Annotated in this window: 26 protein-coding genes and 1 pseudogene; 13 read left to right on the forward strand and 14 right to left on the reverse strand. The window is 70.2% G+C overall.

Going from position 1 to position 22,960, the window contains the following annotated elements; translation table 11 throughout:
- The 5 genes and pseudogenes from ABZ749_RS06210 to ABZ749_RS06230 form a co-directional block, all read right to left on the reverse strand.
- The coding region (locus ABZ749_RS06210) for a 2-keto-4-pentenoate hydratase (RefSeq protein WP_357223374.1) at positions 1-541 on the reverse strand (541 nt) is incomplete at its 3' end.
- A gap of 20 nt (positions 542-561) precedes the next feature.
- Positions 562-2,043, reverse strand: a complete 1,482-nt coding sequence (locus tag ABZ749_RS06215; RefSeq protein ID WP_357223424.1) for a 2-hydroxymuconic semialdehyde dehydrogenase — start codon at positions 2,041-2,043, stop codon at positions 562-564.
- Between the two features lie 23 nt (positions 2,044-2,066).
- Entirely contained in the window at positions 2,067-3,404 is a 1,338-nt protein-coding gene (locus ABZ749_RS06220) for an NAD(P)/FAD-dependent oxidoreductase (protein ID WP_357223377.1), read from the reverse strand.
- A gap of 74 nt (positions 3,405-3,478) precedes the next feature.
- Positions 3,479-4,780: pseudogene (gene kynU / locus ABZ749_RS06225) on the reverse strand (kynureninase); the annotation flags it as partial.
- A complete protein-coding gene (locus tag ABZ749_RS06230) occupies positions 4,756-5,658 on the reverse strand; it encodes a tryptophan 2,3-dioxygenase family protein (protein ID WP_357205438.1) in 903 nt (300 codons plus the stop codon). The gene ABZ749_RS06230 and the pseudogene kynU, both read right to left, overlap by 25 nt.
- A gap of 148 nt (positions 5,659-5,806) precedes the next feature.
- Between ABZ749_RS06230 and ABZ749_RS06235 the strand changes: the two genes are divergently transcribed.
- From ABZ749_RS06235 to ABZ749_RS06245, 3 genes are all read left to right on the forward strand, one after another.
- Positions 5,807-6,250, forward strand: a complete 444-nt coding sequence (locus tag ABZ749_RS06235) for an Lrp/AsnC family transcriptional regulator (RefSeq protein WP_357223380.1) — start codon at positions 5,807-5,809, stop codon at positions 6,248-6,250.
- A 255-nt stretch (positions 6,251-6,505) separates the two neighbouring features.
- Positions 6,506-7,030: a hypothetical protein gene (locus ABZ749_RS06240; RefSeq protein WP_357223383.1), complete on the forward strand. Its 525-nt coding sequence runs from the start codon at positions 6,506-6,508 to the stop codon at positions 7,028-7,030.
- Positions 7,031-7,105: 75 nt separating this feature from the next.
- Positions 7,106-7,879 carry a class F sortase gene (locus ABZ749_RS06245; protein ID WP_357223426.1) on the forward strand — a complete coding sequence of 258 codons (774 nt, stop codon included), beginning with the start codon at positions 7,106-7,108 and terminating at the stop codon, positions 7,877-7,879.
- Between the two features lie 23 nt (positions 7,880-7,902).
- Here ABZ749_RS06245 and ABZ749_RS06250 read toward each other — a convergent pair whose 3' ends face one another.
- From ABZ749_RS06250 to ABZ749_RS06260, 3 genes are all read right to left on the reverse strand, one after another.
- Positions 7,903-8,313 (reverse strand): type II toxin-antitoxin system VapC family toxin, encoded by a 411-nt coding sequence (locus ABZ749_RS06250; protein WP_357223386.1) that lies wholly within the window; start codon positions 8,311-8,313, stop codon positions 7,903-7,905.
- The gene (locus ABZ749_RS06255; RefSeq protein WP_357223389.1) at positions 8,310-8,588 is read right to left on the reverse strand and encodes a type II toxin-antitoxin system prevent-host-death family antitoxin; all 279 of its coding nucleotides are present in this window, start codon (positions 8,586-8,588) and stop codon (positions 8,310-8,312) included. The genes ABZ749_RS06250 and ABZ749_RS06255 overlap by 4 nt, the downstream gene beginning before the upstream one ends.
- An 89-nt stretch (positions 8,589-8,677) precedes the next feature.
- Positions 8,678-9,451 carry a MerR family transcriptional regulator gene (locus ABZ749_RS06260; protein ID WP_357223392.1) on the reverse strand — a complete coding sequence of 258 codons (774 nt, stop codon included), beginning with the start codon at positions 9,449-9,451 and terminating at the stop codon, positions 8,678-8,680.
- Between the two features lie 54 nt (positions 9,452-9,505).
- Here ABZ749_RS06260 and ABZ749_RS06265 point away from each other — a divergent pair, with 54 nt between their 5' ends.
- On the forward strand, positions 9,506-11,086 hold the full coding sequence (locus ABZ749_RS06265; protein ID WP_357223396.1) for a DUF6194 family protein: 1,581 nt from the start codon (positions 9,506-9,508) through the stop codon (positions 11,084-11,086).
- Positions 11,087-11,101: 15 nt separating this feature from the next.
- Here the strand turns inward: ABZ749_RS06265 and ABZ749_RS06270 are convergent, their stop codons facing one another.
- Positions 11,102-11,638, reverse strand: coding sequence for an HNH endonuclease (locus ABZ749_RS06270; protein WP_030333470.1), 537 nt, complete (start codon positions 11,636-11,638; stop codon positions 11,102-11,104).
- Between the two features lie 339 nt (positions 11,639-11,977).
- Complete coding sequence (locus tag ABZ749_RS06275; RefSeq protein ID WP_357223429.1) at positions 11,978-12,424, reverse strand: ArsI/CadI family heavy metal resistance metalloenzyme; 447 nt, start codon at positions 12,422-12,424, stop codon at positions 11,978-11,980.
- Between the two features lie 88 nt (positions 12,425-12,512).
- On the opposite strand from ABZ749_RS06275, the gene ABZ749_RS06280 reads away from it, so the two are divergent.
- From ABZ749_RS06280 to ABZ749_RS06305, 6 genes are all read left to right on the forward strand, one after another.
- On the forward strand, positions 12,513-12,884 hold the full coding sequence (locus ABZ749_RS06280) for a metalloregulator ArsR/SmtB family transcription factor (protein WP_357223399.1): 372 nt from the start codon (positions 12,513-12,515) through the stop codon (positions 12,882-12,884).
- The gene (locus ABZ749_RS06285; RefSeq protein ID WP_357223402.1) at positions 12,881-13,615 is read left to right on the forward strand and encodes an MIP/aquaporin family protein; all 735 of its coding nucleotides are present in this window, start codon (positions 12,881-12,883) and stop codon (positions 13,613-13,615) included. The genes ABZ749_RS06280 and ABZ749_RS06285 overlap by 4 nt, the downstream gene beginning before the upstream one ends.
- Entirely contained in the window at positions 13,612-14,019 is a 408-nt protein-coding gene (locus ABZ749_RS06290; protein ID WP_357223405.1) for an arsenate reductase ArsC, read from the forward strand. The genes ABZ749_RS06285 and ABZ749_RS06290 overlap by 4 nt, the downstream gene beginning before the upstream one ends.
- 552 nt (positions 14,020-14,571) lie before the next feature.
- The gene (locus ABZ749_RS06295) at positions 14,572-15,582 is read left to right on the forward strand and encodes a mechanosensitive ion channel family protein (protein WP_357223432.1); all 1,011 of its coding nucleotides are present in this window, start codon (positions 14,572-14,574) and stop codon (positions 15,580-15,582) included.
- A gap of 233 nt (positions 15,583-15,815) precedes the next feature.
- Positions 15,816-17,201, forward strand: coding sequence for an MFS transporter (locus ABZ749_RS06300; protein WP_357223407.1), 1,386 nt, complete (start codon positions 15,816-15,818; stop codon positions 17,199-17,201).
- Positions 17,202-17,323: 122 nt separating this feature from the next.
- Complete coding sequence (locus ABZ749_RS06305; RefSeq protein WP_357223410.1) at positions 17,324-17,752, forward strand: globin; 429 nt, start codon at positions 17,324-17,326, stop codon at positions 17,750-17,752.
- Between the two features lie 21 nt (positions 17,753-17,773).
- On the opposite strand, the gene ABZ749_RS06310 is transcribed toward ABZ749_RS06305, so the two are convergent.
- The 4 genes from ABZ749_RS06310 to ettA form a co-directional block, all read right to left on the reverse strand.
- Complete coding sequence (locus tag ABZ749_RS06310) at positions 17,774-18,358, reverse strand: YbjN domain-containing protein (RefSeq protein WP_355008914.1); 585 nt, start codon at positions 18,356-18,358, stop codon at positions 17,774-17,776.
- 131 nt (positions 18,359-18,489) lie between these two features.
- Positions 18,490-19,251, reverse strand: a complete 762-nt coding sequence (locus tag ABZ749_RS06315; protein WP_357223413.1) for a hypothetical protein — start codon at positions 19,249-19,251, stop codon at positions 18,490-18,492.
- The gene (locus ABZ749_RS06320) at positions 19,248-19,694 is read right to left on the reverse strand and encodes a thioesterase family protein (protein WP_357202341.1); all 447 of its coding nucleotides are present in this window, start codon (positions 19,692-19,694) and stop codon (positions 19,248-19,250) included. Before ABZ749_RS06320 ends, ABZ749_RS06315 begins: the two co-directional genes overlap by 4 nt.
- 12 nt (positions 19,695-19,706) lie before the next feature.
- Positions 19,707-21,383 (reverse strand): energy-dependent translational throttle protein EttA, encoded by a 1,677-nt coding sequence (gene ettA / locus ABZ749_RS06325; protein WP_357202344.1) that lies wholly within the window; start codon positions 21,381-21,383, stop codon positions 19,707-19,709.
- A 210-nt stretch (positions 21,384-21,593) separates the two neighbouring features.
- Between ettA and ABZ749_RS06330 the strand changes: the two genes are divergently transcribed.
- From ABZ749_RS06330 to ABZ749_RS06340, 3 genes are all read left to right on the forward strand, one after another.
- Positions 21,594-21,878 (forward strand): hypothetical protein, encoded by a 285-nt coding sequence (locus ABZ749_RS06330; protein WP_357223416.1) that lies wholly within the window; start codon positions 21,594-21,596, stop codon positions 21,876-21,878.
- A complete protein-coding gene (locus ABZ749_RS06335) occupies positions 21,871-22,257 on the forward strand; it encodes a hypothetical protein (RefSeq protein WP_357223419.1) in 387 nt (128 codons plus the stop codon). Before ABZ749_RS06330 ends, ABZ749_RS06335 begins: the two co-directional genes overlap by 8 nt.
- 143 nt (positions 22,258-22,400) lie before the next feature.
- The coding region (locus ABZ749_RS06340) for a trehalose-6-phosphate synthase (RefSeq protein ID WP_357223422.1) at positions 22,401-22,960 on the forward strand (560 nt) is incomplete at its 3' end.

A 22,960-nucleotide genomic window follows, 5' to 3' on the forward strand; every position in this document is an offset into this window, starting at 1 on the left:
ACAGTCGCAGGTCCACGTCGGCGAGCCGGCGCGGCGTGGTGCCGAGCACGAAGAGCCCGCTGGAGGCGTTGTCGGCGACGGTGTCCACGATGGAGATGTCCCAGGCGGCGATCCGGGAGTCGACGATCTCGATCGCCGGCAGCACGTGGTCGACCGCGCGGATCAGGTCGACGGTGGTGAGCTGCGGGTTCGGGAGATCCTTGTCGAGCACGAACGCGATTTCCGCCTCGACCCGAGGCTGGAGCAGTCGGTCGATGGGCACCTCGACCCCGTCGCCGACCGCCATCGCGTCGGTCAGCATGCCGAAGTCCGGTTGGAACACCCCGAAGGTCTCCTGCACCGCCCGGGAGGTCAGCCCGATCTTCGCGCCGATCCGGCGTTCGCCGCGGCCCTGCCAGGCCCGCGCCTGGAGTTGCTGCACGCGGTACGCGGCCTCGACGTCGCCCTCCGGCAGCAGCCGGCCCCGAAGCGGCGCGCACGGCTTGCCGGTGCTGCGGGCGTCGGCCAGCTCCCGGTTGGCGGCCTCGATGTCAGCTTCCATGCCCGCTCCCTCGCTACGGCTCACGACAGGTCCACGCAGACGTTCGTGAGTTCGGAGTAGAAGTTCAGCGAGTGCACGCCGCCCTCGCGACCGATCCCGGACGCCTTCACCCCGCCGAACGGAGTACGCAGGTCCCGCAGGAACCAGGTGTTGACCCAGACGATGCCGGCGTCGAGCCGGGCACCGGCCCGGTGCGCGACGCCCACGTCCCGGGTCCACACGGTCGCCGCCAGGCCGTACTCGGTGCCGTTGGCGAGGGCGTACGCCTCGTCCTCGGTGTCGAACGGCGCGACGTGCACCACCGGGCCGAAGATCTCCTCGCGGTTGGTGCGGGCGTCCGGGCCGAGCCCGGTGAGCACCGTCGGCTGCACGTACGACCCGCCGTCGCGGGTGTCGCCGAAGGTGGGCGTACCGCCGCCGGTGAGCACCTCGGCGCCCTCGGACCGGGCCAGCTCGTACGCCCCGAGCACCTTCGCCCGGTGCTGGTGGGAGATCAGCGGCATGGTGGCGGTCGCCTCATCGGTCGGCCAGCCGTACGCCAGCTCGCCCGCCCGCTTCGCCAGTCGGGCGGTGAACTCCTCGAAGACTGGCCGCTGCACGTAGATGCGCTCGGTGCAGAGGCACACCTGACCGCCGTTGGTGAAGCTGGACCGCACCGAGCCGGCCACCGCGGCGTCCAGGTCGGCGTCTGCGAAGACCAGGCCGGCGTTCTTGCCGCCGAGTTCGAAGCTCACCGCCTTCACCCCATCGGCGGCGGCCCGCATGATCGCGCCGCCGGTGGCCGACTCGCCGGTAAAGGTGATCGCGTCGACGCCCGGGTGGCGGGTGAGGAACTCGCCCGCCGAGTCCGGCCCGAAGCCGTGCACCAGGTTGAACACACCGGCCGGTACGCCAGCGGCGGCCATCACCTCGGCGAGCACCGTCGCCGAGGCGGGAGTCTCCTCGCTGGGCTTGACCACGACGGCGTTGCCGCAGGCCAGCGCCGGAGCAACCTTCCAGGTGAGCAGCAGCAACGGCAGGTTCCACGGCACGATGACCGCGACCACGCCGACCGGCTTGCGCAGCGCGTAGTTGAGTGCCCGACCGCCGGTCGGGGTGACGGTGGTGAACGACTCGGTGGGGGCGGTCGCCACGATCTCCGCGAACGCGCGGAAGTTCGCCGCGCCGCGCGGGATGTCCAGGGTGCGGGCCTGGGCGATGGATTTGCCGGTGTCGGCGACCTCGGCGGTGACCAGGTCGTCGAAGCGGCGCTCCAGCTCGTCGGCGACGCGGCGCAGCACCTCGGCGCGCTCGCGCTCCCCCATGCGGCCCCACGGCCCCCGCAGCGCCGCCCGGGCGGCGGCCACCGCATCGTCCACTGTCGACTGCGATGCCTCGTCCACCTCGAAGACCTGCTCCCCGGTGACCGGGCTGGCCTTGGCGAACGGGTTCCCGCCGTCGACGAACTCACCGGCGACGAAGTTGCGCAACCGCTGCGGACCACTCGGCGCGTGGCCGGCCATCAGCCGCGGATCCCAGTTGCCGGTCATGCGCGCCTCCCTCGGCCCAGTGCCGCGCCGATCGCGCCGACCAGCAGCAGCGCGGCTCCGCCGACGACCGCCCCGAGCACCAGGTGCTGTTGGCGCACCCGGCGGCGCACCTCCGCGTACGGGGTGGTGGAGAACGACACCAGTTCGTACTGGGAAACGTACCGGCCCGGCAGGGCCCGTTCCAGTGCGTGCTCCACCCGCCGTCGGGTCTGGAAGACCGGGGAGGCGACCTTGTCCCGCATCTCCACGAAGTTGGTCAGCGCCATCGTCGCGATGGCCTCGGCGTTCTCCTGCCGGCGCCGCTGGAACAGCGGCAGCGCCGCCAACCAGTCGTCGGCGCACTCGTCCAGGCAGCGGTCCAGCTCCACCACGTCCTCGAAGGCGCAGTTGGCGCCCTGGCCGTAGAACGGCACTATGGCGTGCGCCGCGTCGCCGAGCAGGCCGACCTTTCCGCTGACCTGCCACGGGGTGCAGCGCACGGTGCCGAGCACGCCCACCGGGTTGTGCTGGTAGTCGTCGACCAGGTTCGGGGCCAGCGGGACCACGTCCGGGTAGTGCTCGGTGAAGTGCCGTTCGATCTCCGCCGGGCTGGTCAGCGAGGCGAAGCTGCCGGCACCGTCGTTGGGCCAGAACAGCGTGCAGGTGAAGGAGCGGTCCGGGTTCGGCAGCGCGATCATCATCGAGGTGCCGCGCGGCCAGATGTGCAGCGCGTCCTCCTCCAGGGCGAAGTCCCCGCCCAGCGGCGGGATCGTCAGCTCCTTGTAGCCGTAGTCGAGGAAGTCCACGCTCTCGTCGAGCAGCCCGTACGCCAGCAGTTGCCCACGCACCGCGGAGCCGGCGCCGTCGGCGCCGAGCACGACGGACGCCTTGGCCGCGACCGGGCCCTGCGGGGTCTCGAAGCTCAGGTCGCCGTCGGTCGGGTCGAGCCCGACCAGCCGGTGGTCGAAGACGACCCGCACGCCCGGCAGCGCGGCGGCCTCGTCCAGCAGGGCGTTGTTCAACGCGCCCCGGCTGATCGAGTTGATCGCCCGGTCGCCGGCGGCGCTGTACGACTGGAACTGCTGCTCGCCCTCGACCGGGTGGATCATCCGGCCGCGCATCGGCAGCGCGTCGGCCATCACCTGCTCGGCCAGCCCGATCCGGCGCAACGCGTCCAGGCCGCGTTCCGAGAGCGCCAGGTTGATCGAGCGACCGCGTTCGGCGGTGCCGGCGCGCGGGTCGGAGCGGCGCTCGTAGAGGGCCACCGGGTAGCCACGCCGGGCCAGGAAGCAGGCAGCCAGACAGCCGGCCAGCCCGGCACCGATGATCGCGATCTCGTCACGCCGCGCGGTCATGCTGAGCCGCCTTTCGTTCGCGACTGCGGGGCTCGCAACCCCGGCTCACTCCTCGCGCTCACAGAGGTCGCCCCCACCGTCGCGGCGAGCGCCGCGGCGGCCCGCCAGCAGTCGAGGTACGTGGAGTACAGCGGCACCGGGGCGAACCGCACGACGTCGGGTTCGCGGGCGTCGGCGATGACCCCGTGTTCGTACCGCAGGCGTTTGGTCAGCTCGGCGGCGCTGCCCGACCCGATGCGCACGGAGAGCTGGCAACCTCGGCGGGCTGGGTCACGTGGGGTGACCACCCGCAGCGGCCGGCCGACGGTCACCTCGTCGAGCAGTGACTCCAGCCAGCCGGTGAGGCGCTGGCTGCGCGCGCGCAGCGCGGTCATCCCCACCGCGTCGAACAGCTCCAGCGAGGTACGCACCGGGCCCATCGCGAAGACCGGCGGGTTGGAGATCTGCCAGGCCTCCACAGTGGCCGGTGGTCGGGACACCGGCGTCATCTCGAACCGGGTGGCTGCCGCCGTGCTCCACCACCCCTCGAACCGCTGCAGGTTCTCGTCGCCGAGGTGGCGCTCGTGCACGTAGACGCCAGCGAGGGCACCCGGGCCGGAGTTCAGGTACTTGTAGGAGCACCACGCGGCGAAGTCGACGTCCCAGTCGTGCAGGGCCAGCGGCACGTTGCCGACCGCGTGGGCCAGATCCCAACCGACAACCGCACCGGCGGCCCGGCCGGCAGCCGTGATCGCCGGGATGTCCAGCAGCTCACCGGTGAGGTAGTTGACCCCGCCGAGCAGCAGCAGCGCCACCCGGTCGCCCTCGGCGGCCAGGTAGTCGGTCACGTCCTCGGTACGCAGGGCGTCCTCACCCGCGCGCGGACGCAACCGGACCACCGTGTCGTCCGGGTCCAGGCCGTGGAACCGGGCCTGGCTGCGCACGGCGTAGCTGTCCGAGGGGAAGGCGGCATCCTCGATGACGATGCGGGTGCGCGCGCCGGCCGGTCGGTAGAAACTCACCATCAGCAGGTGCAGGTTGACGGTGAGCGAGTTCATCACCACGGCCTCCGCGGGCCGGGCGCCGACCAGTCGCGCGGCCGGGCCGGTCAACAACTCGTGGTACGGCAGCCAGGGGCGCTCCGCCTCCAGGTGCCCCTCCACGCCGAGCCGCCCCCACGCGTCCAGGTCGGCCAGGAGTTCGTCGCGGGTGGCCCGAGGTTGCAGACCGAGCGAGTTGCCGGCCAGGTACGCCGACTCGGGGTGGTCGCCGCCGTCGGCAGGCGGCACGTGGAACAGGTGCCGGTGACCGGGGTCGGCCTCGTCACGGCGATGCGCTTCTTGTTCTGGGGTTTGCATGTCTCGCTCTCCGGTCACATCGCGGTGCGGGCCGACCATAGCTCCGGGAAGACCACCCGGGCCATGCTGCGCTGCAACCACGCCAGGCCGGCGGAGCCTCCGCTGCCGACCTTGGCGCCCATCGTCCGCTGCACCGCCTTGACGTGGTTCCAGCGCCAGTCGCCGAACTCCTCGGCGACAGCGCTCAGCGCCTCGCCGAGCAGCCGCAGGTGATTGTCGGGGCTGGCGTCGTCGTAGATTCGCACCCAGGCCGCCTCCACCAACGGGTGCGGGTCGTGTTCGACGGCCACGTCCCGGTCGAGCAGGTCGGCGGGGAGGTCGAAGCCGCGCCGGGCGAGCAACGCGAGCACGTCGTCCCAGAGGCTCGGGGTGGTCAGCGCGGCGCTCAGCTCGGCATGCACCTCGGCCTGCCGGCGGAACGGGCGGATCAGCGTCGGGTCGCGCAGCCCGAGCAGGAACTCCAACTGCCGGTACATCGCCGACTGGAAGCCGGAGGCCTCACCGAGCAGATTGCGGAACCGGTTGAAGTCGGCCGGGCTCATCCAGCGCAGGCCCTGCCAGGCGGCGTTGAGCCCTTCCAGGTGCAGTTTGGCTCGGCCCAGCGGGGCCAACGCCTCCCAGATCTGGTCGGCGTGGATCAGCCGCTGGGTCTCGCGCAGCTCGTGGCAGGTCAGCCCGAAGTACAGCTCCATGATCTGGCTGACCATCAGGAAGGACATCTCGCCCGGGTCGCTGCTGAGCGGGTGCTGCATCTTGTGCAGAGCACTGGCCTGCACGTACGCGTCGTACGGCACCATGTCGGCGAACTCCAGCGTCGGTTCGCCACCGGTGCGCTCCGCCTGCGCGACACGCTGCCCAGGGGTCACCGGTCGCACCGTGGCGCGGCGGTTCGGCGCCCGCCGCTCCGTCTGATCCACCATCTCTTCTCCCTCCCCCGGACTAGCCGACGTCATGATCTCGCGGTCGGATCGGCCTGCGGAATGCCGAATCAACGGCTTCCGCCGGCTTCTCCTGGCAAACCAAAGGCAACTAGGCGAAGTCGGTTCACGAAAGTAAGGTCTGAGCGTGGACGACATGGACTGGGCGCTGCTGCGCGAGTTGCAGGCCGATGCGCGGCTCTCCTTCAGCGAGTTGTCCCGGCGGGTGCACCTGTCGCCACCGTCAGTCGCGGAGCGGGTTCGCCGGCTGGAGGAGGCCGGGATCATCACCGGCTACCACGCCCACGTCGACCTGAGCCGCGCCGGCCGCACAGTGGTCGCGCTGATCCGGATGTCCTGCTACGGCGCGCGGTGCATCCTGCACGACCCGGCGGTGGCTGACTGGCCGGAGATCCTGGAGATCCACCGGATCACCGGGGACGCGTGCAGCGTGCTGAAGGTGGCGGCCGGCTCGATCGGCGCGTTCGAGGGGGTCATCGACCGTCTCGCCCCGTACGGCCAACCGTCGAGCACGATGGTCCTCTCCTCCCCCCTGAACTGGCACCCCGTCACACCCCTCCCCCTCCGCTGACCCCAACGCGCCCCGCCCCGCGCCCTCCCCGCGCCGTCCCCGCGCCGTCCCCGCGCCCTCCCCGCGCCGATCTTGCAGTTTCTGCTGCCTTTATGTCCCTTATGCGGGTATTCGTCAGTGCAGAAAGTGCAAGATCGCGGGTTGGGGCGGTCGGGTGAGGGCGAGGGCCGGGCGGGTTTGGCTTCGGGGTGCGGGGAAAGCAGCGCGCGTGCCCAGGGGAGGGTTCCGGCGGTCGTCGCCGGTTGGGGGGAAATCATGCAGGCAGTCCGCACGATCAACCGCGCGCTCTCGTCCGCACTGACACTGGTGGGACTGGTCGGGGCGTTCGTCCTGTTGTCGGTCGCTCCGGCGCGAGCCGGCGAGAACGTCTTCGTCGAGGTGACACCCAACAGCGTCCAGGCCGGCAGTCGGGTCAGCATCAAGGCGAGCTGCGACAACGACAACAACAACAGGCAGTCCAGCGTGCACTCCGACGCGTTCGGATCCGTGACGCTGAGACCCGACAAGGGCTTCCTCACCGCGCAGGCCAGTGTTCCGCGCGACAAACCGGCCGATCAGTACCCGGTCGACCTGCGATGTGACAACGGACAGACGTCGTCGACCACGCTGACCGTGCTGAACATGGCCTCACCCAGCAAGGGCCCGGCGACCGGTGGCGGTGGGATGGCCGGCGGGCGCGGCACCGGCTCGCTGCTGGTGTTCGGTGGCGTGGCGTTGGTGGCCACCGCGATCGTGCTCGGGATGGCCGGCGGCCGACGTCGACCGGGAGCCGGCTCCTGAGCCGGATCACCCATGACCCGCAGATCCGCGCGTGCGCGGCCGGACCGCCGCGCCCGCCTCCGGGCCGGGCCGGCGCTGCGCGCGTCCGGCCGGCTGGTGGCCCGCGTCTCCGGACGGCTGCGACGGGTCGCCGGGCAGGCCGTTGCGGCGAGCGTCACCACCACCGATCCGGCCGCCCGTCCGCTGCCGCCGCGACGTCCGGCCGGGCCGTCGTCGGCCCGCCACCGGTTCGTTACGAGCCCCGGGTTGCCGGTGCTGGCCATCGCCGCGCTGATGGTGCTGATCGTGGCGATGCTCGGCGTCGAGCAGGTGACCGGGATGAGCCTGCTGCCGGATCGGCTCAGCGCCGGGCTGCGACCGCCGCCGAAGAAGTTCCCGGTGCTGCCGGCCAGCGACCCGACCAACCTCGCCATCGACAAGATCGACGTACGGGCGCCAGTACACGACGTGGGTATCGCCCCGGACGGCACGATCGCCGTGCCGGACGCGGCCCGCGCCCAGGAGGCCGGCTGGTACGACCAGGGGCCCAGCCCGGGCCAGTACGGCCCAGCCGTGATCGTCGGGCACGTCGACACCACCAGCGGGCCGGCGGTCTTCCACAAACTCCGCGAGCTGCGCTCCGGTGACGAGATCGAGGTCACCCGCACCGACCAGCGCGTGGCGGTCTTCGAGGTCAACTCGGTGGAGAAGTTCGACAAGGGCCGACTGCCGGTGGACGAGGTGTACGGCGACTTCAGCCGCCCGAGCCTCCGACTGATCACCTGCGGCGGCCAGTGGGTCGGCGGCGAGACCGGCTACGCGGACAACGTCGTGGTCTTCGCCTCGCTGGTCAAGGAGCGTTCAGGGTGAGATCGGGCAGATCGGCACGGGGGTCAGTTCTGCCCTGGGCTTGCCACGGGCAACCCTGCGGCCTTGGCACACTCGAGCAGTCGCCGGTCGTAACTGACGAATGCGATGAGCGCCGTTCCGGACTCGTTTGTCAGAACCTGGGCCGTGGCAAGGTGGATGGCGTCGAGGCTGCGTAGCGTGGGCTCGGCGAACGCCGCTGCGGTCGCGCGGACAGTGCCGTCGATCTCCAGCCGGAAGAGGCGCCCGACGGCCGCCGGAACGCCGATCAACGCTTGCGGGGCGGATCGGCGCAACGCCCTGGGCACTTCAACCTCGACGAGGGCTGAGGAAACCAGCGGGACGTCACCGTAGCTGTTGAGCCAGGCGACGAGGTCGGCGCTGTACGCCTCCTGACGAACAAGCTTGACGACCGCAGCGGAGTCAAGATAGATCACCAGCGCTCCTCGTCGCGCATCTCGGCGAGGGCGGCAGAAGCGTCCACGTCCTCAGCACCGAGCTTGGGCGGAAGCGGAACAGGACCGCCGCCGGTTGGAGCGACAGCCCGCCCCGCCGCGACAAGCTTGGCCAGCACCGACCTGTCGTCACTGACCGGAACCAGTCGGGCGATCGGGTGCCCGCGATCGGTGATCTCGACCGTCTCCCCGCCGCTCACCCGAGCCAGCACCTGACTCGTGTTCTGGTTCAGCTCTCGAACCCCGATGCGCTCCATGGAGACAGTGTAGAACTAAATGTTCTACATTCCGAGTCCGTTCACCACGTAGCGAAAGACGGCGGCCAGTGGGTCGGCGGCGAGACCGGCTACGCGGACAACGTCGTGGTCTTCGCCTCGCTGGTCAAGGAGCGTTCAGGCGGTTGACCGGCGTCGACGTACTCGGCGAGCCGGGCGGCCCCGGTGAGCATGGCCCGGCCCCGCTCGGTCAGCCGTTGCCGCCACTGACGCAGCGAGGCGGCGAGCGGTTCGGCGCCGCCGGCATCGCGTACTCGGCGCAGCACGCCCGCGATGTGGTCGAGCCGGTAGCCACCGCGGCGCAACAGGTGGGCCAGTTCGGCGTCGCGGACGTCGTCGGGAAGATAGAGCCGGTAGTGGGTCACCGGATCACGTGCCGGTCGCAGCACCCCGGCCCGCTCCCATTTGCGCAGCGTGGCCGCCCGCAGACCGAGCCGGTGAGCCAACACGCTGATCGGCACGGCCTTCTGGCTCTGCGGTTGCGGTCTCGTTCCGGTGAGCGTCAACACCGCAGCCTCGACCGCGTCCAGGGTCTCCCGATCGCGCTGGAGCAGCGCATGCCCCTGGTCGATGGTTCGCAACGCCGTGTCGATCTCGCCCCGGTTGACCGCCCGCATGATCTCGCCGCTGGCCGCATAGCCGTGGCCCGGGATCAACGCAAGGTAGGCACAAAGCGCCTTGGCGTGCAGTTCGGTGAAGCGACGGTAGCCGTTCGGCGTGCGCCGGGCCGGCGGCAGGACGCCGTCTCGTTCGTAGTTGCGGACGGCCTGCGCGGAGAGACCGTGGGCGCGCGCGAGGTCGACCGGTCGGCGTACCCCCGGGTTTGAAGGTTTTGTGGCTGTCACCGCGCTCCGCCGCTCGAGAGTCTCAACCGCTGGTTCAACGATACGGTTCATGGAATGCCACCTTTTCTCGACCTGCTGGCGGTTACCCCGGACCTGCTCGCTCTCGGCGAGCCGACGCACGGTGAGTCCGCCTTCCTCCAGCTCCGCAACGAGGCCTTTCTGTCGCTGGCCGAGCACGGCTACCGCTCGATCGCCGTGGAGAGCGACCGGACGGCCGGGCTGATCGCCGACGAGTTCGTGCAGGGCGTCGCCGCCGTGACACTCGACCGGGCGCTCGCCGAAGGGTTCAGCCACGGGTTCGGGGTGGCCCCGGCCAACCGTGACCTCCTGCTGCGGATGCGGGAGTGGAACGCCGGGCGGCCGGTCGCCGAACGCCTGACATTCCACGGCTTCGACGCCCCGGTCGAGTTGGAGAGCGCCCCGAGCCCGCGCCGCCACCTCACCCAGGTCTGCCAGTTCCTCGACCTGGACCGGGCCACCGAGATCGACGACCTGATCGGGGACGAGGGACGGTGGAGTGACACGGCCGCGATCTGGGAACCGGGCCGATCGGTCGGGCGCTCGACCGACGCCCAGCGACTGCGGGTGCTCGCCGACGACCTGCTGACCGAGCTGTACCTGCGGGCACCGTCGAGGTCGGCGGGCTGGCAGACAGCGTTCGTGCACGCCACGGCCGCTGTCGCGTTGCTGCGTTACCACGCCGCGGCCGCCGCACCACTGGCCCAGGAGGAACGCTTCGCCCGCCTGGCCGCAGTCCGGGACGCGCTGATGGCCGAGAACCTGCTCGCGATCCGATCGGTCGAGGCACACCGTGGGCCCACACTGGTCTTCGCGCACAACACGCACCTCCAGCGCCGCCCGAGCACCATGACGCTGGCCGACACGCAGCTGTCATGGGCCGGCGCTGGCGCGATCATCGCGTCGTTGCTGGGCGACCGGTACGCCGTGATTGCCGGCAGTCTCGGCGCGAGCCCGGCACTCGGCATCGGGCCGCCAGCCGCCGACACCTACGAGGGCCGACTCCAGCAGGAGGGCAGCCTTCCCCGGTACCTGCCGACGTCCGACATCGAAGCGGCCGAGCAGCGAACGCACGACTACCGCTACTTCCCGCTGGACCGGGCCACCATCGACCACGCCGACGCGGTCCTGCACGTCCCGACCGGTGTCGACACGGCTGTGCTCGCCGATCGGATCGCCGCACTGCCCGACGTCGAGCAGCTCGTGGCGAGCGACGAGAACGGGTCCCCCGAGGCGGCCTGGGGCGACCGGTTCTTCTTCGTCGGCCCGGACCGCCGCCAACCGTTCGCCACCATCGTCGAGCATGACGTGCCCGGCTTCGACGAGGCCGCACAGCTTGACCGCCCCGGCGTCTTCCGGCTCAACCTGGACCTGGGTCGGGCCGAGTTCGAGCGCCTGTTCGGCTTCCCGCCAAAGGCATTCGGGGAGCACCGGCACGAGTTCGACTTCGCCCGACTGGACACTCTCGTACCGCACCCGGGCTACGCCCAGTACGGCTTCGCCAGCATCGTCATGCCCGGTCCGCACCTGCTGCCCGAGGTGGATCGACTGCTGACGATCGCCCACGACCGTGCCGTGCGTCGCCGCGAGCGCGCGGCGCGGCGGACCGCCGGGTAGCGCGACCGACCGGAGTCAGGCGGCTGCCTCGGGCTCCCGCAGGTCCAGCCAGTCGGCCCAGCGCGGGTCGGGGGCGCGGTGGCCCAGCACCCGCCAGGCGGTGCCCTTCGGGGCGGCCGGCAACGCGTGTAACCGCCAGCCCATCTCGGCCGGGGTCTTGTCGCCCTTCGTGTGGTTGCACCTGGCACACGCGGCGACCACGTTCTCCCAGGCGTGCCGGCCACCCCGGCTGCGCGGAAAGACGTGGTCGATGGTCTCGGCCGGGCCCCGGCAGTAGGCGCACCGCCACCCGTCCCGGGCGAAGATCGCCCGGCGGGACAGCCCGACATGCGTTCGGTACGGCACCCGGACGAAGCGCGTCAGCCGGACCACGGACGGCACCGGCAGCGCGTCCCGGGCGCTGTGCAGGATGCCGTCACCGTCGGCGACGCAGACCGCCTTGGCGGAGAGGACGAGGATCGCGGCGCGACGCACCGACACGACACACAGCGGCTCGTAGGTGGCGTTGAGGACCAACGCGCCGGAGCCCACCGTGGGTCGTATGTCAGGCATCGCGCTCACCCTCCCGGTTCAGCGGCTGCTGGGGACCGCCGTCGACCGGGGCCGGACACAAGGGCCCACACGGTCGACGCCGGGCCGATCACCGACGTCCGTTGCGCCAATAGTCCCTGATCGGACCCCGGATTGCACGTACTAATCCCTCATGGGGTATGAGGATCATCCGCAATCGGGCCGATCGCTGCTTTGGCCTGGGTGAACCCTTCCGTTGCCCGACAGTGGTTGAGAGCCCTTGCCGCCCTCAGATGTGCCGAATCTGTGCCCGGTGATCTTCGGCGCTGCCGACGGCACCGGCCCCCGGCCTCCAGGTCGAGAGCGAGGGCCGCGCCGGCGTCAGCAGCAGCTAGCGGTAGCCGTCTCCTTCTCAGCGGCGGGTGTGCAGCAGGCGCTTTCGGTGGCCTTCTCCAACTGTTCGGAGTCGGCCTTGACGGTGTAGACCTCCCAGGGCTCGTTACCGGGGCCGCGCACCCACACCTTGTCCTGGAGGGCGTAGCAGCACTCAGTGCTGTTCTCCTCCAGGGTGATCAGAACGGAGTCGGTGAGGCGCCTGGTGGCCGCGTTGACGTCGTCGGTGCTGAACACCTCGACGCCCAGGTGGTCCATCACGGTGGGCTGGTCGGCCTCGCCTTCGAGCAGCACGAGCTTCAACGGCGGGTTCTCGACGGCGAAGTTGGCGTAGCCGGGGCGACGCTTGGCGGGCTCGACGCCGAACAGCTTGGAGTAGAAGGCGACGGAGTCTTCGAGGTCGGACACACGCAGGGCGAGCTGAACGCGGGACAACGGCTTGATCATCACTGCTCCTTGTCTTGATACTTTTCGAAGCAAGACCCACGTTGCACCCTGTTTCGAAATCTGTCAACCTAGAGGAATGTCGAAACAAGCTCTGCCGGTGGTGAACCTGGACGCGGTTGCCTGCTGCGCGCCAATCGCGGTCCGCCCCATGGACACCAACCAGGCAGCAGTGGTCGCACCGATGTTCAAGGCTCTAGGCGACCCGGTCCGACTACGGCTGATGTCGATGATCGCCTCGGTGCCGGAAATGTGCGTCTGCGATCTGACCCCCGCGTTTGAGCTGTCCGGGCCGACCATTTCCCACCACCTGAAGGTCTTGCGGGAGGCTGGCCTGGTCGACTCCGAGCGGCGCGGCACGTGGGTCTGGTACCGGGTCCGCCCGGATGCGTTCCGACAACTCCGCGCGCTTCTGGACCTCTCCGCTACCTTCGCAGAGGGCACAGCGTGAGCCTGTTGGCCCGTCGCGCGTCGGCGGAGTTCGTTGGTACGGCTTTACTCGTTGCCGCTGTCGTCGGTTCCGGGATCGCCGCCGCCCGGCTTTCGCCCACCGATGTCGGGCTCCAGCTCCTGGAGAACGCGATCGCCACCGCCCTGGCGCTGGGCGCGTTGATCCTGACCTTCGGGCCGGTATCGGGCGCGCATTTCAATCCGATCGTCTCCGTCGTTGACTGGTGGCTCAGCCGTCGCGCCGGTAGCGGCCTGACCGGCGGTGATCTCGCCACCTACATCGCCGCGCAGGTCTGCGGCGCGATCACCGGGACTGTTCTGGCCAACCTGATGTTCGATCTACCGGCCGCTACGTGGTCCCGCACCAATCGCGTCGGCGCGAACCTGTGGCTGGCCGAGATAATCGCCACCGCCGGCCTGGTCGTCCTGGTATTCGCCCTCGTTCGCACCGGTCGCAGCAATGCGGCTCCGGCCGCCGTAGGTGCCTACATCGGTGCCGCCTACTGGTTCACCTCGTCCACATCATTCGCGAACCCCGCCGTCACTGTCGGCCGCGCCTTTACCGACACCTTCGCCGGAATCGCCCCCAACTCCCTGCCCGGCTTCGTCGGCGCGCAGCTCGTCGGCGGCCTGGTCGCCATCGCCGCCATCGCCACCTGGTACCCCAGTGCCGACAAGTCCGCCGACGCCGTGGTCGTACCCCGCCTCAAGCAGGAGACAGAAGCCCGATGAGTGAGAAGCCCAGCGTCCTCTTCGTTTGCGTCCACAACGCCGGCCGTTCCCAAATGGCCGCCGGCTGGCTCCGACACCTCGCCAGCGACACCATCGAGGTCCGCTCCGCGGGCAGCGAACCCGCCGACCAGATCAACCCCGTCGCCGTCGAAGCCATGCGCGAAGTCGGCATCGACATCACCGGACAAACCCCGGATCGGCTCACCTGGGACGCCGCCCAAGCCAGCGACGTCATCATCACCATGGGCTGCGGTGACGCATGCCCCGTCTTCCCCGGCAAACGCTACGAAGATTGGAAGCTCACCGACCCTGCCGGTCAACCCCTCGACGTCGTCCGCCAGGTGCGCGACGACATCAAGACGAGAATCACCGAACTGCTCGCCAGCATTCGACCGAACCGCTGAGCGCAACGCTGCCGCCCTGCACGCTCCCGAACACCGAAGCCCCGGAAACTGCCATCGATCATGGCGGCCCGGGGCTACTTCGTATGTCGCGCCGCCGGCGGGCCATCACCGATCGCGCCGTGGCCGCAGGCCTGAGGCGCGATCGGCGGACCAGGTTCGGCGGCGCGAGCGGTCCGCGTAACTCAGCGATCTGAGGCCGCGTACCTTCCGGAAGGCCGCCGCGCTCGAACCGGCGGAGGAGCATTTCCTTGGTTGCCCATGGGGAATGCATCCGCGACTCAGGCGCTCCCCACTCGGTCGGATAGTCCGCCTCCCAGCGCAGGTACAGCACCGCAACGATGCCCAGCAGGAGCAGCCGCCCGATCCAGCGATCGGCACTGCCGTGGAAGACCCGGTCGCGGCCCCTGCGCCCCTTCGGGTCGACGCGCACGCTCCACCGCTTTCTCGCCATGCTCGTCACGCCGGTCCGCCGGCCGGTGGGTCGGCGGCGGAGGCTCGGGCTCCTTGCGGTACGAAGACATAGTGAGTGCCGCCAGCGTGACGCCCCTAGCCCTGTCCGACGCCGTCTCGGTGAACTGCCAGGGCAGCACCTCCTGCGAGTGGATCTACCGGATCACCGGGTCGTCCTGGTTCGCCGAGGGAAGCTACTGGATCCTGCTCAAACCGCTTCGGGTGCTGCTGATCCTGGCCCTGGCGATGGTGGCCCGCTGGGCGCTGCACCGGACGATCAACCGGTTGGTTCGGACGACCACCGACGGCGCGGTGCCGACGATGCTACGGCCGCTGCGCGAGCGGGTACCCACCGCCGCGGTCGACCCGGCCGAGTTCGTGCCCGAGCGACGGAGGCAGCGGGCCGAGGCGATCGGGTCGGTGCTACGCAGCCTGACCACCGCGTTCGTCTTCGGCATCGCGCTGCTGATGATCCTGCGGGAGTTCAGCTTCGACCTGGCCCCGCTGCTGGCCAGCGCGGGGATCGCCGGTGTGGCGCTGGGCTTCGGTGCGCAGAGCCTGGTGAAGGACCTGATCGCCGGCCTCTTCATGCTGATCGAGGACCAGTACGGCGTGGGTGACAACGTCGACCTGGGCGAGGCGATGGGCGTGGTCGAGTCGGTCGGCCTGCGGGTCACCACAGTGCGCGACGGCCGCGGCGTGCTCTGGTACATCCGCAACGGCGAGATCATCCGGGTGGGTAACAAGAGCCAGGGTTGGGCGCTTGTGGTGGTGGACCTGCCGATCGGCTTCAACAGCACCGAGGAAGCGACGGCGGTGCTACGGACCGCGGCCGCCTCGGTCGCCATGGACCCGGAGCTGTCGCCGGAGATCGTGGAGGCGCCCGAGGTGCTGGGTGTCGAGCAGGTGACTGTGGACGGCGCCGTCATCCGCACAGTGGTGAAGACGACCGCTGACGGGCAGTTCGCGGTGGGCCGGGAACTGCGTCGGCGTCTCGCCGAGGCGCTGGAGAATTCGGGGATCACCGCTCAGATAGCAGCGGCCCGCATCTATCCCGGTCTGTCGACCCGGCCGTTGTCCGAGGGCGAGACCGGTCAGGGCGGCGCCACCTGACACCGCCCACATTGTCCGGCAATTCAGGGGTCGCGAGCCGGCCGGCCCCTCGGGTATCGTCCGTTCGTTCAGTCGGGGAGGCGACGAACGACCCGTTCGACCTAGCTAGTTGTCAGACGATCGGGCAGAATCCGGAGCACGCGTTCCCACCGAAGCGTGATCACAACCTCGCTGATCCGTAGATCTGACGAGCGCTTCCGACCGGGCTGCCACGAGCGGCCGAGCCGGGGCCGATGGAGGCGACGGTGCCTGACGAGCGACCTTCCGCGGAAGGCCCCGCCACATTCCGCGACGTCTTCGGCCAGCACGAGTTCCGGGCCGTGTTCGTGGCTGGTGCTCTCTCCTGGGTCGGCGACTACGTCGCGAAGGCCGCCGTCACCCTGCTCGTCTATCAGCAGACCCGGTCCGTCGCGCTCTCCGCGGCTGCCTTCGCGGTCAGCTTCCTGCCCTGGCTGCTCGGCGGTCCCGTGCTCGCCGCACTCGCTGAGCGGTACCCGTTCCGACGGGTGATGGTGGCATGCGACCTCATCCGGATGGCGCTGATGCTGGTCATCGCCATTCCGAGCCTGCCGTACCAGGCGGTGCTGGTGCTCATTTTCGCCGCCACGCTGGCGAACCCGCCGAGCCAGGCGGCGAAGTCCGCGCTGATCCCGCAGTTGCTCACCGGCGACCGGCTGGTGCTGGGGCTGTCGCTCAACGGCAGCGTCGGGCAGGCCGCCCAGGTCGTCGGGTACGTCTTCGGCGCCGCTGTCGCCGCTGTCGACCCGGAGGCGGCGCTGCTGTTCAACGCGGTCACGTTCGGTCTCTCGGCGCTGCTGGTTCGCCTCGGCGTGCGCCACCATCCGGCGATGATGAACCCGGAGCACCGCAGCCACCTGCTGCGTGAGACTCGGCAGGGGTTCGGCATCGTGTTCCGCACACCGGTGCTGCGGGCCATCGCGGTGCTGGTGTTCAGCTCGATGCTCTTCTCGATCGTTCCCGAGGGTCTGGCCGCGGCCTGGGCCAACGACGAGGGACGTGGTGCGCTGAGCGCGGGCACCGCACAGGCGGCGATCATGGTGGCGAACCCGATCGGCTTCATCCTCGGTGGTTTGCTGGTGAGTCGCCTGTTCGGTCCGGCTCGCCGGCTGAAGCTGATGCGGCCGCTCGCGGTGCTCGCCCCGTTGGTGCTCGTACCGGTGCTGCTCGACCCCCCGCCGCTGGTGGTGGCACTGCTCGCCGCGCTCTGCGGGTTCGCGGTCGCCGGCATGATGCCGATGGCCAACGGGTTGTTCGTCCAGGCGCTGCCCAACGGCTTCCGAGCCCGCGCCTTCGGGGTGATGGCCACCGGCATACAGGTCATCCAGGGCCTCGCGGTACTGGTCACCGGGATGCTCGCCGAACGGTTCCCCATTCCGATCGTGGTGGGGGTCTGGAGCGCAGCCGGGGTGGTGCTGATGACGGTGGCCACGCTGCGGTGGCCGGACCGGCAGACGGTGGACGACGCGATCACTGCCGCCTCGTTGGCCAACGCCGCTCCGCCATCCTCCGGCCTCGGCGACCCGGCCAGCGACCGCCCGGTGGAAGGCAGGCCCAACCCACATACCGGTGACGGCCACCGCCGGCACGCTGTCACCTGACCCGTCGAACCGACCTTCACCCGGGCAGGCCGGTGCCGACATTCGGGCTTGTCGACCCGGCGTGATCCGACGCACGGTGTGCGGGTCGGGTCGACACCGGACGCACCTGGCAGGATGGAACTGTGACTTCCGCAGGTGAATCCGACCGTCCCGGTGCGTCGATGACCCTCTTCGAAGCGGTCGGCGGCGAACCCACCTTCCGCAAGCTGGTCGACGAGTTCTACGCCGGGATCGCCACCGACCCCCTGCTGCGACCGATGTACCCGGAGGAGGACCTGGGCCCGGCCGCGGACCGGATGACCCTGTTCCTCATGCAGTACTGGGGTGGGCCGAACACGTACTCCGCTCAGCGGGGGCACCCTCGGCTGCGGATGCGCCACGCGCCGTTCCGGATCGGAGCGGCCGAACGGGACGCCTGGCTGCGCAACATGCGCCGCGCCGTGGACCGGCTCGACCTTGAGCCGGAGATCACCGTCACCCTCTGGGACTACCTGGAGCGGGCCGCGTACTTCATGGTCAACGTCGAGGACGACCCGGCCAACGGCGGCTGACCCACAGCGCCCGGATCGGCGTCAGAGCAGCGCGCCCTCGTCGTGCAGCCAGTCCACGAAGCTGGTGGCGACCGCCGCGCCGCAGTCGAGCATCTCGACCAGGAGCGCGTCGTGGGTGCCAGCACCCAGGGGCACCTGAAGCTCGGCGTAGATCGGTAGCTGACCGCGCTCGGTCGGGTCACCGATGTACGCCTTGCAGAACCGGCGGGTGTGGTTCCACTCGTTGACCACCCGGTACGCCCGGTCGGCCCAGTCCGGCGGGACCGTGGCGTGCGGGCGTGCCCGCATGACCAGGATCTCGTCCTCCGGCCCTTCGAGGGTGACCAGCACCGCGTGCCGCTCCCACATCGCCAGCAGGTTGCCGTCGCCGTCGGCCAGGTAACGCACGTCGAGCAGATCGAGCGCGTCACAGACCCGGCGCAGACTCACCGGCTCGACGGTGGCGGGCGTATCGGTCAGCACGGGCCGCTCGTTGGACGGGCAGTCGTCCCCCGGCTGGCGAGGACTGGGCGGCCCGATCCGGACCGCGCTATCGACTGTGATCCCGCTTCGGGTTTCCGGTTCGCCGCCGTCGGCGGGACCGGGGCGCCATGACCACCACGGCATCGCTCGCGCACCTCACTCCCCAGCGGATCCAGTCGCCTACGGTGCGTTGGATCCGAGGATGGACGGTACCCGGACAGCCGGGTTGAAGCACCCCCCCAACGACCGCCCCTGACCAGAAGAATGATCCTGGGTCATCCGTTCGGACGAGCGCTCAGGGGTGTCACGGCAAGATCCGTGGCCTTCTGCAACCACGCCGCTCCGTGTGGTCCCACCAGGCCCACCCAACGACCGGCCACCCGCACCTGAACGGCGTCCCCGCCCTCGCCGGCCGCCGAGCCGTGGGCGGCACCGAGGAAGCCCATCCGGACCACCCCCTGCACCAGCCGCTGCGGCACCTCGACCGGCGCGTCGGGCGCCCCGTCGGGCGTCCCGTCGGTCGTCCCGTCCGGGGTGATCAGCACCGCCACGTGGTCGAGCAACGCGTCACGCAAGGCGCGCTGGCCCACGGCACGGCCGGCCACACCCTGCTCGCTCGCCGCCCGCAGGGTGCCCGCCGCCGCGTCGGCGATCCGTCGCAACTCGGCAACGGGCAGCGCCTCCACCTGGCGGCTCCGCGTCGGCGGCAGCGGCCACCGCCACTGGGCGTCCCGGCGGGTCGGCAGGGTCGAGCCGCTCCGCTCCAGTTCGGCGAGCAGCTCTGCGGCTGCCACAGTGACGTCCTCCGCGACGCCGTCGGCCGGCCCACCGGCAACCGTGCGGACCACCAGGACCTGCCACGGCAGCCGGGCCCACAGGGCGATCCGGCCCGGTGCGCCGGCCGGCCGCAGCCGGACCGGTGCGACCGGATCCAACCGGACCAGCCGGGCCAGGAAGGCGCCCGCGTCCGCCACCCCTTCGACACCGTGGGTGGGCGCCGCCGTCCGACCCGGCTCGGCGGTGCCGGGCCGGGTCACGCCACCCCGCCCTGTGGCGCGTACGTGAGCAGGAAGTCCCGCTCCTCGCTGGTGATCCGCCGGGGCACCTGGCGGGTCAGGTCGAACGGCACCAGCACCGAGCGAGCTCGGCTGGCCAGCACCTCACCGTCGTACAGCTCGTAGGCGACGGTGAACCGGGAGGCCCGGATCTCCTCCACCCACAGCTCGATCCGCACTGTGGGGGCCGCCTCCGCGGTGGCCCGGCCGAGCGCGTAGTCGACCGGGCGCAGGTAGTCGACCTCGTGCCGGCGGATCACCACCCCGTCGGCGAACGAGCCGACGCCCCAGGCCCGGCCGCCGGCGAACATCAACGCCACCCGCGCCTCCTCGTACAGAGTGAGGAAGCGCGAGTTGTTGACGTGGCCGTACGCGTCCAGGTCGGACCAGCGCAGGGTGCAGTGGTAGACGAAGCGGTCAGACACCTTCTCGGCCGGTCAGTCGCGGGTCAGCTTGCGGTAGGTCACCCGGTGTGGCCGGGCGGCCTCCGCGCCGAGGCGGTCGACCTTATTCTTCTCGTACGCCTCGAAGTTGCCCTCGAACCAGAACCACTTGGACGGGTCCTGGTCGTCGCCTTCCCAGGCCAGGATGTGCGTGGCGACGCGGTCCAGGAACATCCGGTCGTGGGAGATGACCACGGCGCAGCCGGGGAACTCCAGCAGGGCGTTCTCCAGGCTGGACAGCGTCTCCACGTCCAGGTCGTTCGTCGGCTCGTCGAGCAGGATGACGTTGCCGCCGATCTTCAGCGTCAGCGCCAGGTTGAGCCGGTTGCGCTCGCCGCCGGAGAGCACCTTGGTCGGCTTCTGCTGGTCCGGGCCCTTGAAGCCGAACGCGGCGATGTACGCCCGCGACGGCATCTCGACCTTGCCCACCATCAGGTAGTCCAGCCCGTCGGAGACGACCTCCCAGACGGTCTTGTCGCCGTTGAGGCCCTCACGGTTCTGGTCGACGTACGACAGCGAGACGGTGGGGCCGACCCGGACCTCGCCGCTGGTCGGCTCCTCCAGCCCGACGATGGTCTTGAACAGCGTGGTCTTGCCGACGCCGTTGGGGCCGATGATGCCGACGATGCCGTTGCGCGGCAGCGAGAACGACAGGTTGTCGATCAGCAGCCGGTCGCCGAAGCCCTTGCTGAGGTTGTTCGCCTCGATCACCGTGCTGCCCAGGCGCGGGCCCGGCGGGATCTGGATCTCCTCAAAGTCCAACTTGCGGGTCTTCTCCGCCTCGGTGGCCATCTCGTCGTACCGGTCGAGGCGGGCCTTGGACTTGGTCTGCCGGGCCTTGGCGTTGGAGCGGACCCACTCCAGTTCCTCGGTGAGGCGCTTCTTCATCTTGGCGTCGCGGCGACCCTCGACGGCCAGCCGGGCGGCCTTCTTCTCCAGGTAGGTGGAGTAGTTGCCCTCGTACGGGTACGTCCGGCCACGGTCCAGCTCGAGGATCCAGTTGGCCACGTTGTCGAGGAAGTACCGGTCGTGGGTGATCGCCATGACGGTGCCGGCGTACTTCGCCAGGTGCTGCTCCAGCCAGGAGACGCTCTCCGCGTCCAGGTGGTTGGTGGGCTCGTCGAGCAGCAGCAGGTCGGGCGCCTCCAGCAGCAGCTTGCAGAGGGCCACCCGGCGACGCTCACCACCGGAGAGCTGGGTCACGTCGGCGTCCGGCGGCGGGCAGCGCAGCGCGTCCATCGCCAGTTCGAGCTTGGAGTCGACGTCCCAGGCGTCGAGGTGGTCAAGCTCCTCCTGGAGCTTGCCCATCTCCTCCATCAGCTCGTCGGAGTAGTCGGTGGCCATCTGCTCGGCGATCTTGTTGAACCGCTCCAGCTTGGCCTTGGTCTCGGCGACCGCCTCCTCGACGTTGCCGAGCACGGTCTTGGCCTCGTTGAGCGGGGGCTCCTGGGCGAGCATGCCGACGGTGTAGCCGGGCATGAGTCGGGCCTCGCCGTTGCTCGGCTTGTCCAGCCCTGCCATGATCTTGAGGAGGCTGGACTTACCGGCGCCGTTCGGACCGAGCACACCGATCTTGGCTCCCGGCAGGAAGCTCAACGTGACGTTGTCGAGCACGACCTTGTCGCCGTGCGCCTTGCGCGCCTTTTCCAGGACGTAGATGTACTGGGCCACGGTGCGGGCTACCTCCGTCGGTTGCTGTCGCTGATCGGCGGCGCGGCGCGGGCTGCGAGGACCGCCCGCCGCCGCCGGCCGGGAGCCGGCCGCGCGCACGCCATCGTCAATCCTGACAGGTACGGCGCGCTTCGCCCACATCACCCCGCCCCAGGAGTACGCGGGCGCGCCGCGTTGCCGACCCTGGTATCACCCGCTAGCGTCCCCGGTATGACCAAGAAGATCGCCATCAGCGTGCCGGATGACGTGGCGGAGCGGCTGGCCGAGGAATCCAATGTCTCCGCCTTCATCACCGAGTCCGTTCGTCAGCGGATGGCTGGCGAACGGACGCGGCGGGCGCTTCGACAGGTGGGCTTCCAACTCACCGACGAAGGCCTCGCCGAGGCGGGCCGGAAGCTTGACGAGGCTCACGCCAAGATCACCCCGGAACTGCGATCCAAGGCAGCTGCCCTGCTGGGCGAGGCTTCTCGCGGACGGATGACCATCCGTGACTGATGCCGGCCTCGTCCTCGACACGGGCTGCCTCCTCGCCTACTCGGAAGGCATGGAGGCTGTCGGGGAGCAGATCGCGAAAGTCGCGGACAAGGGGCAGGGCGTGATCGTCCCCGCACTCTGCCTCGCAGCCGCGTACCGCCAGGTGGCCAGTGACGGCTGGCCACTGCTCGACATCGTCGGCGACCTGGAGCACGTCATGGTCACGCCCGTCGAGCACGACATGTGCGCCATTCTCGGCGGCTGGTCACGAACCCTCGGCGGCATGGATCTGGCCCAGGTTGCGATGGAGGCCGCTCGGGCGATCACGCCGATCATGACGGATCGGCGGGAACTGCTGGGTGAGGTGCTGCCCAAGGAATGGCCGATCATCGACCTCTGACCAGCGCGCATGTCGACAAGATCACCTTTAGGATTCGGTCGCACCGAGGCGGGTAGGAGACTCCGGCACTAGGCACAAGACGCCGCAGCTACGCTCAGTACGCTCATCGCGGTGGACCCGTCAGTACCCGGAGGTGGCCGATCGTGACCGTCCGTAGCTCCTTTGTCGTAGTGGCGAACCGTCTGCCGGTCGACGAGGTGAGCACACCCGAGGGCCGGCAGTGGCGACGCAGCCCTGGCGGGCTGGTCACCGCGCTGCACCCCGTACTCGCCGAGCACAAGGGCACCTGGGTCGGCTGGGCCGGTGGCACCGGCGCGGCCCCCGAGCCGTTCGACCTGGAGGGGATCCGGCTGCACCCGGTCCCGCTCAGCGCCGAGGAGTTGGAGCGGTACTACGAGGGCCAGTCCAACGCGACGATCTGGCCGCTCTACCACGATGCCGTGGAGACACCGGCCTACAAGCGCCGGTGGCGGGAGGCGTACCGCCTGGTCAACGCCCGGTTCGCGGAGGCCGCAGCCGACGTGGCGGCCGAGGGCGCGACGGTCTGGGTGCAGGACTACCAGCTCCAGTTGGTGCCGGCGATGCTCCGCGAGCTCCGCCCGGACCTGCGGATCGGGTTCTTCCTGCACATCCCGTTCCCGCCGATCGAGCAGGACTCGGGAGCACCCGGCGCCCAACTCGGCCACCTTCACCGGCGTCGCCT

It is taken from the genome of Micromonospora sp. NPDC047753 (assembly GCF_040642735.1).
Lineage (GTDB): Bacteria > Actinomycetota > Actinomycetes > Mycobacteriales > Micromonosporaceae > Micromonospora.

Coding starts and splice junctions, on each gene's coding strand:
- ABZ749_RS06220 (WP_357223377.1), bottom strand. CDS start 3,404: ATGACCGCGCGGCGTGACGAGATCGCGATCATCGGTGCCGGGCTGGCC.
- ABZ749_RS06240 (WP_357223383.1), top strand. CDS start 6,506: ATGCAGGCAGTCCGCACGATCAACCGCGCGCTCTCGTCCGCACTGACA.
- ABZ749_RS06290 (WP_357223405.1), top strand. CDS start 13,612: ATGAGTGAGAAGCCCAGCGTCCTCTTCGTTTGCGTCCACAACGCCGGC.
- ABZ749_RS06255 (WP_357223389.1), bottom strand. CDS start 8,588: ATGGAGCGCATCGGGGTTCGAGAGCTGAACCAGAACACGAGTCAGGTG.
- ABZ749_RS06215 (WP_357223424.1), bottom strand. CDS start 2,043: ATGGCCGGCCACGCGCCGAGTGGTCCGCAGCGGTTGCGCAACTTCGTC.
- ABZ749_RS06330 (WP_357223416.1), top strand. CDS start 21,594: ATGACCAAGAAGATCGCCATCAGCGTGCCGGATGACGTGGCGGAGCGG.
- ABZ749_RS06310 (WP_355008914.1), bottom strand. CDS start 18,358: ATGCCGTGGTGGTCATGGCGCCCCGGTCCCGCCGACGGCGGCGAACCG.
- ABZ749_RS06300 (WP_357223407.1), top strand. CDS start 15,816: ATGGAGGCGACGGTGCCTGACGAGCGACCTTCCGCGGAAGGCCCCGCC.
- ABZ749_RS06265 (WP_357223396.1), top strand. CDS start 9,506: ATGCCACCTTTTCTCGACCTGCTGGCGGTTACCCCGGACCTGCTCGCT.
- ABZ749_RS06280 (WP_357223399.1), top strand. CDS start 12,513: ATGTCGAAACAAGCTCTGCCGGTGGTGAACCTGGACGCGGTTGCCTGC.
- ABZ749_RS06270 (WP_030333470.1), bottom strand. CDS start 11,638: ATGCCTGACATACGACCCACGGTGGGCTCCGGCGCGTTGGTCCTCAAC.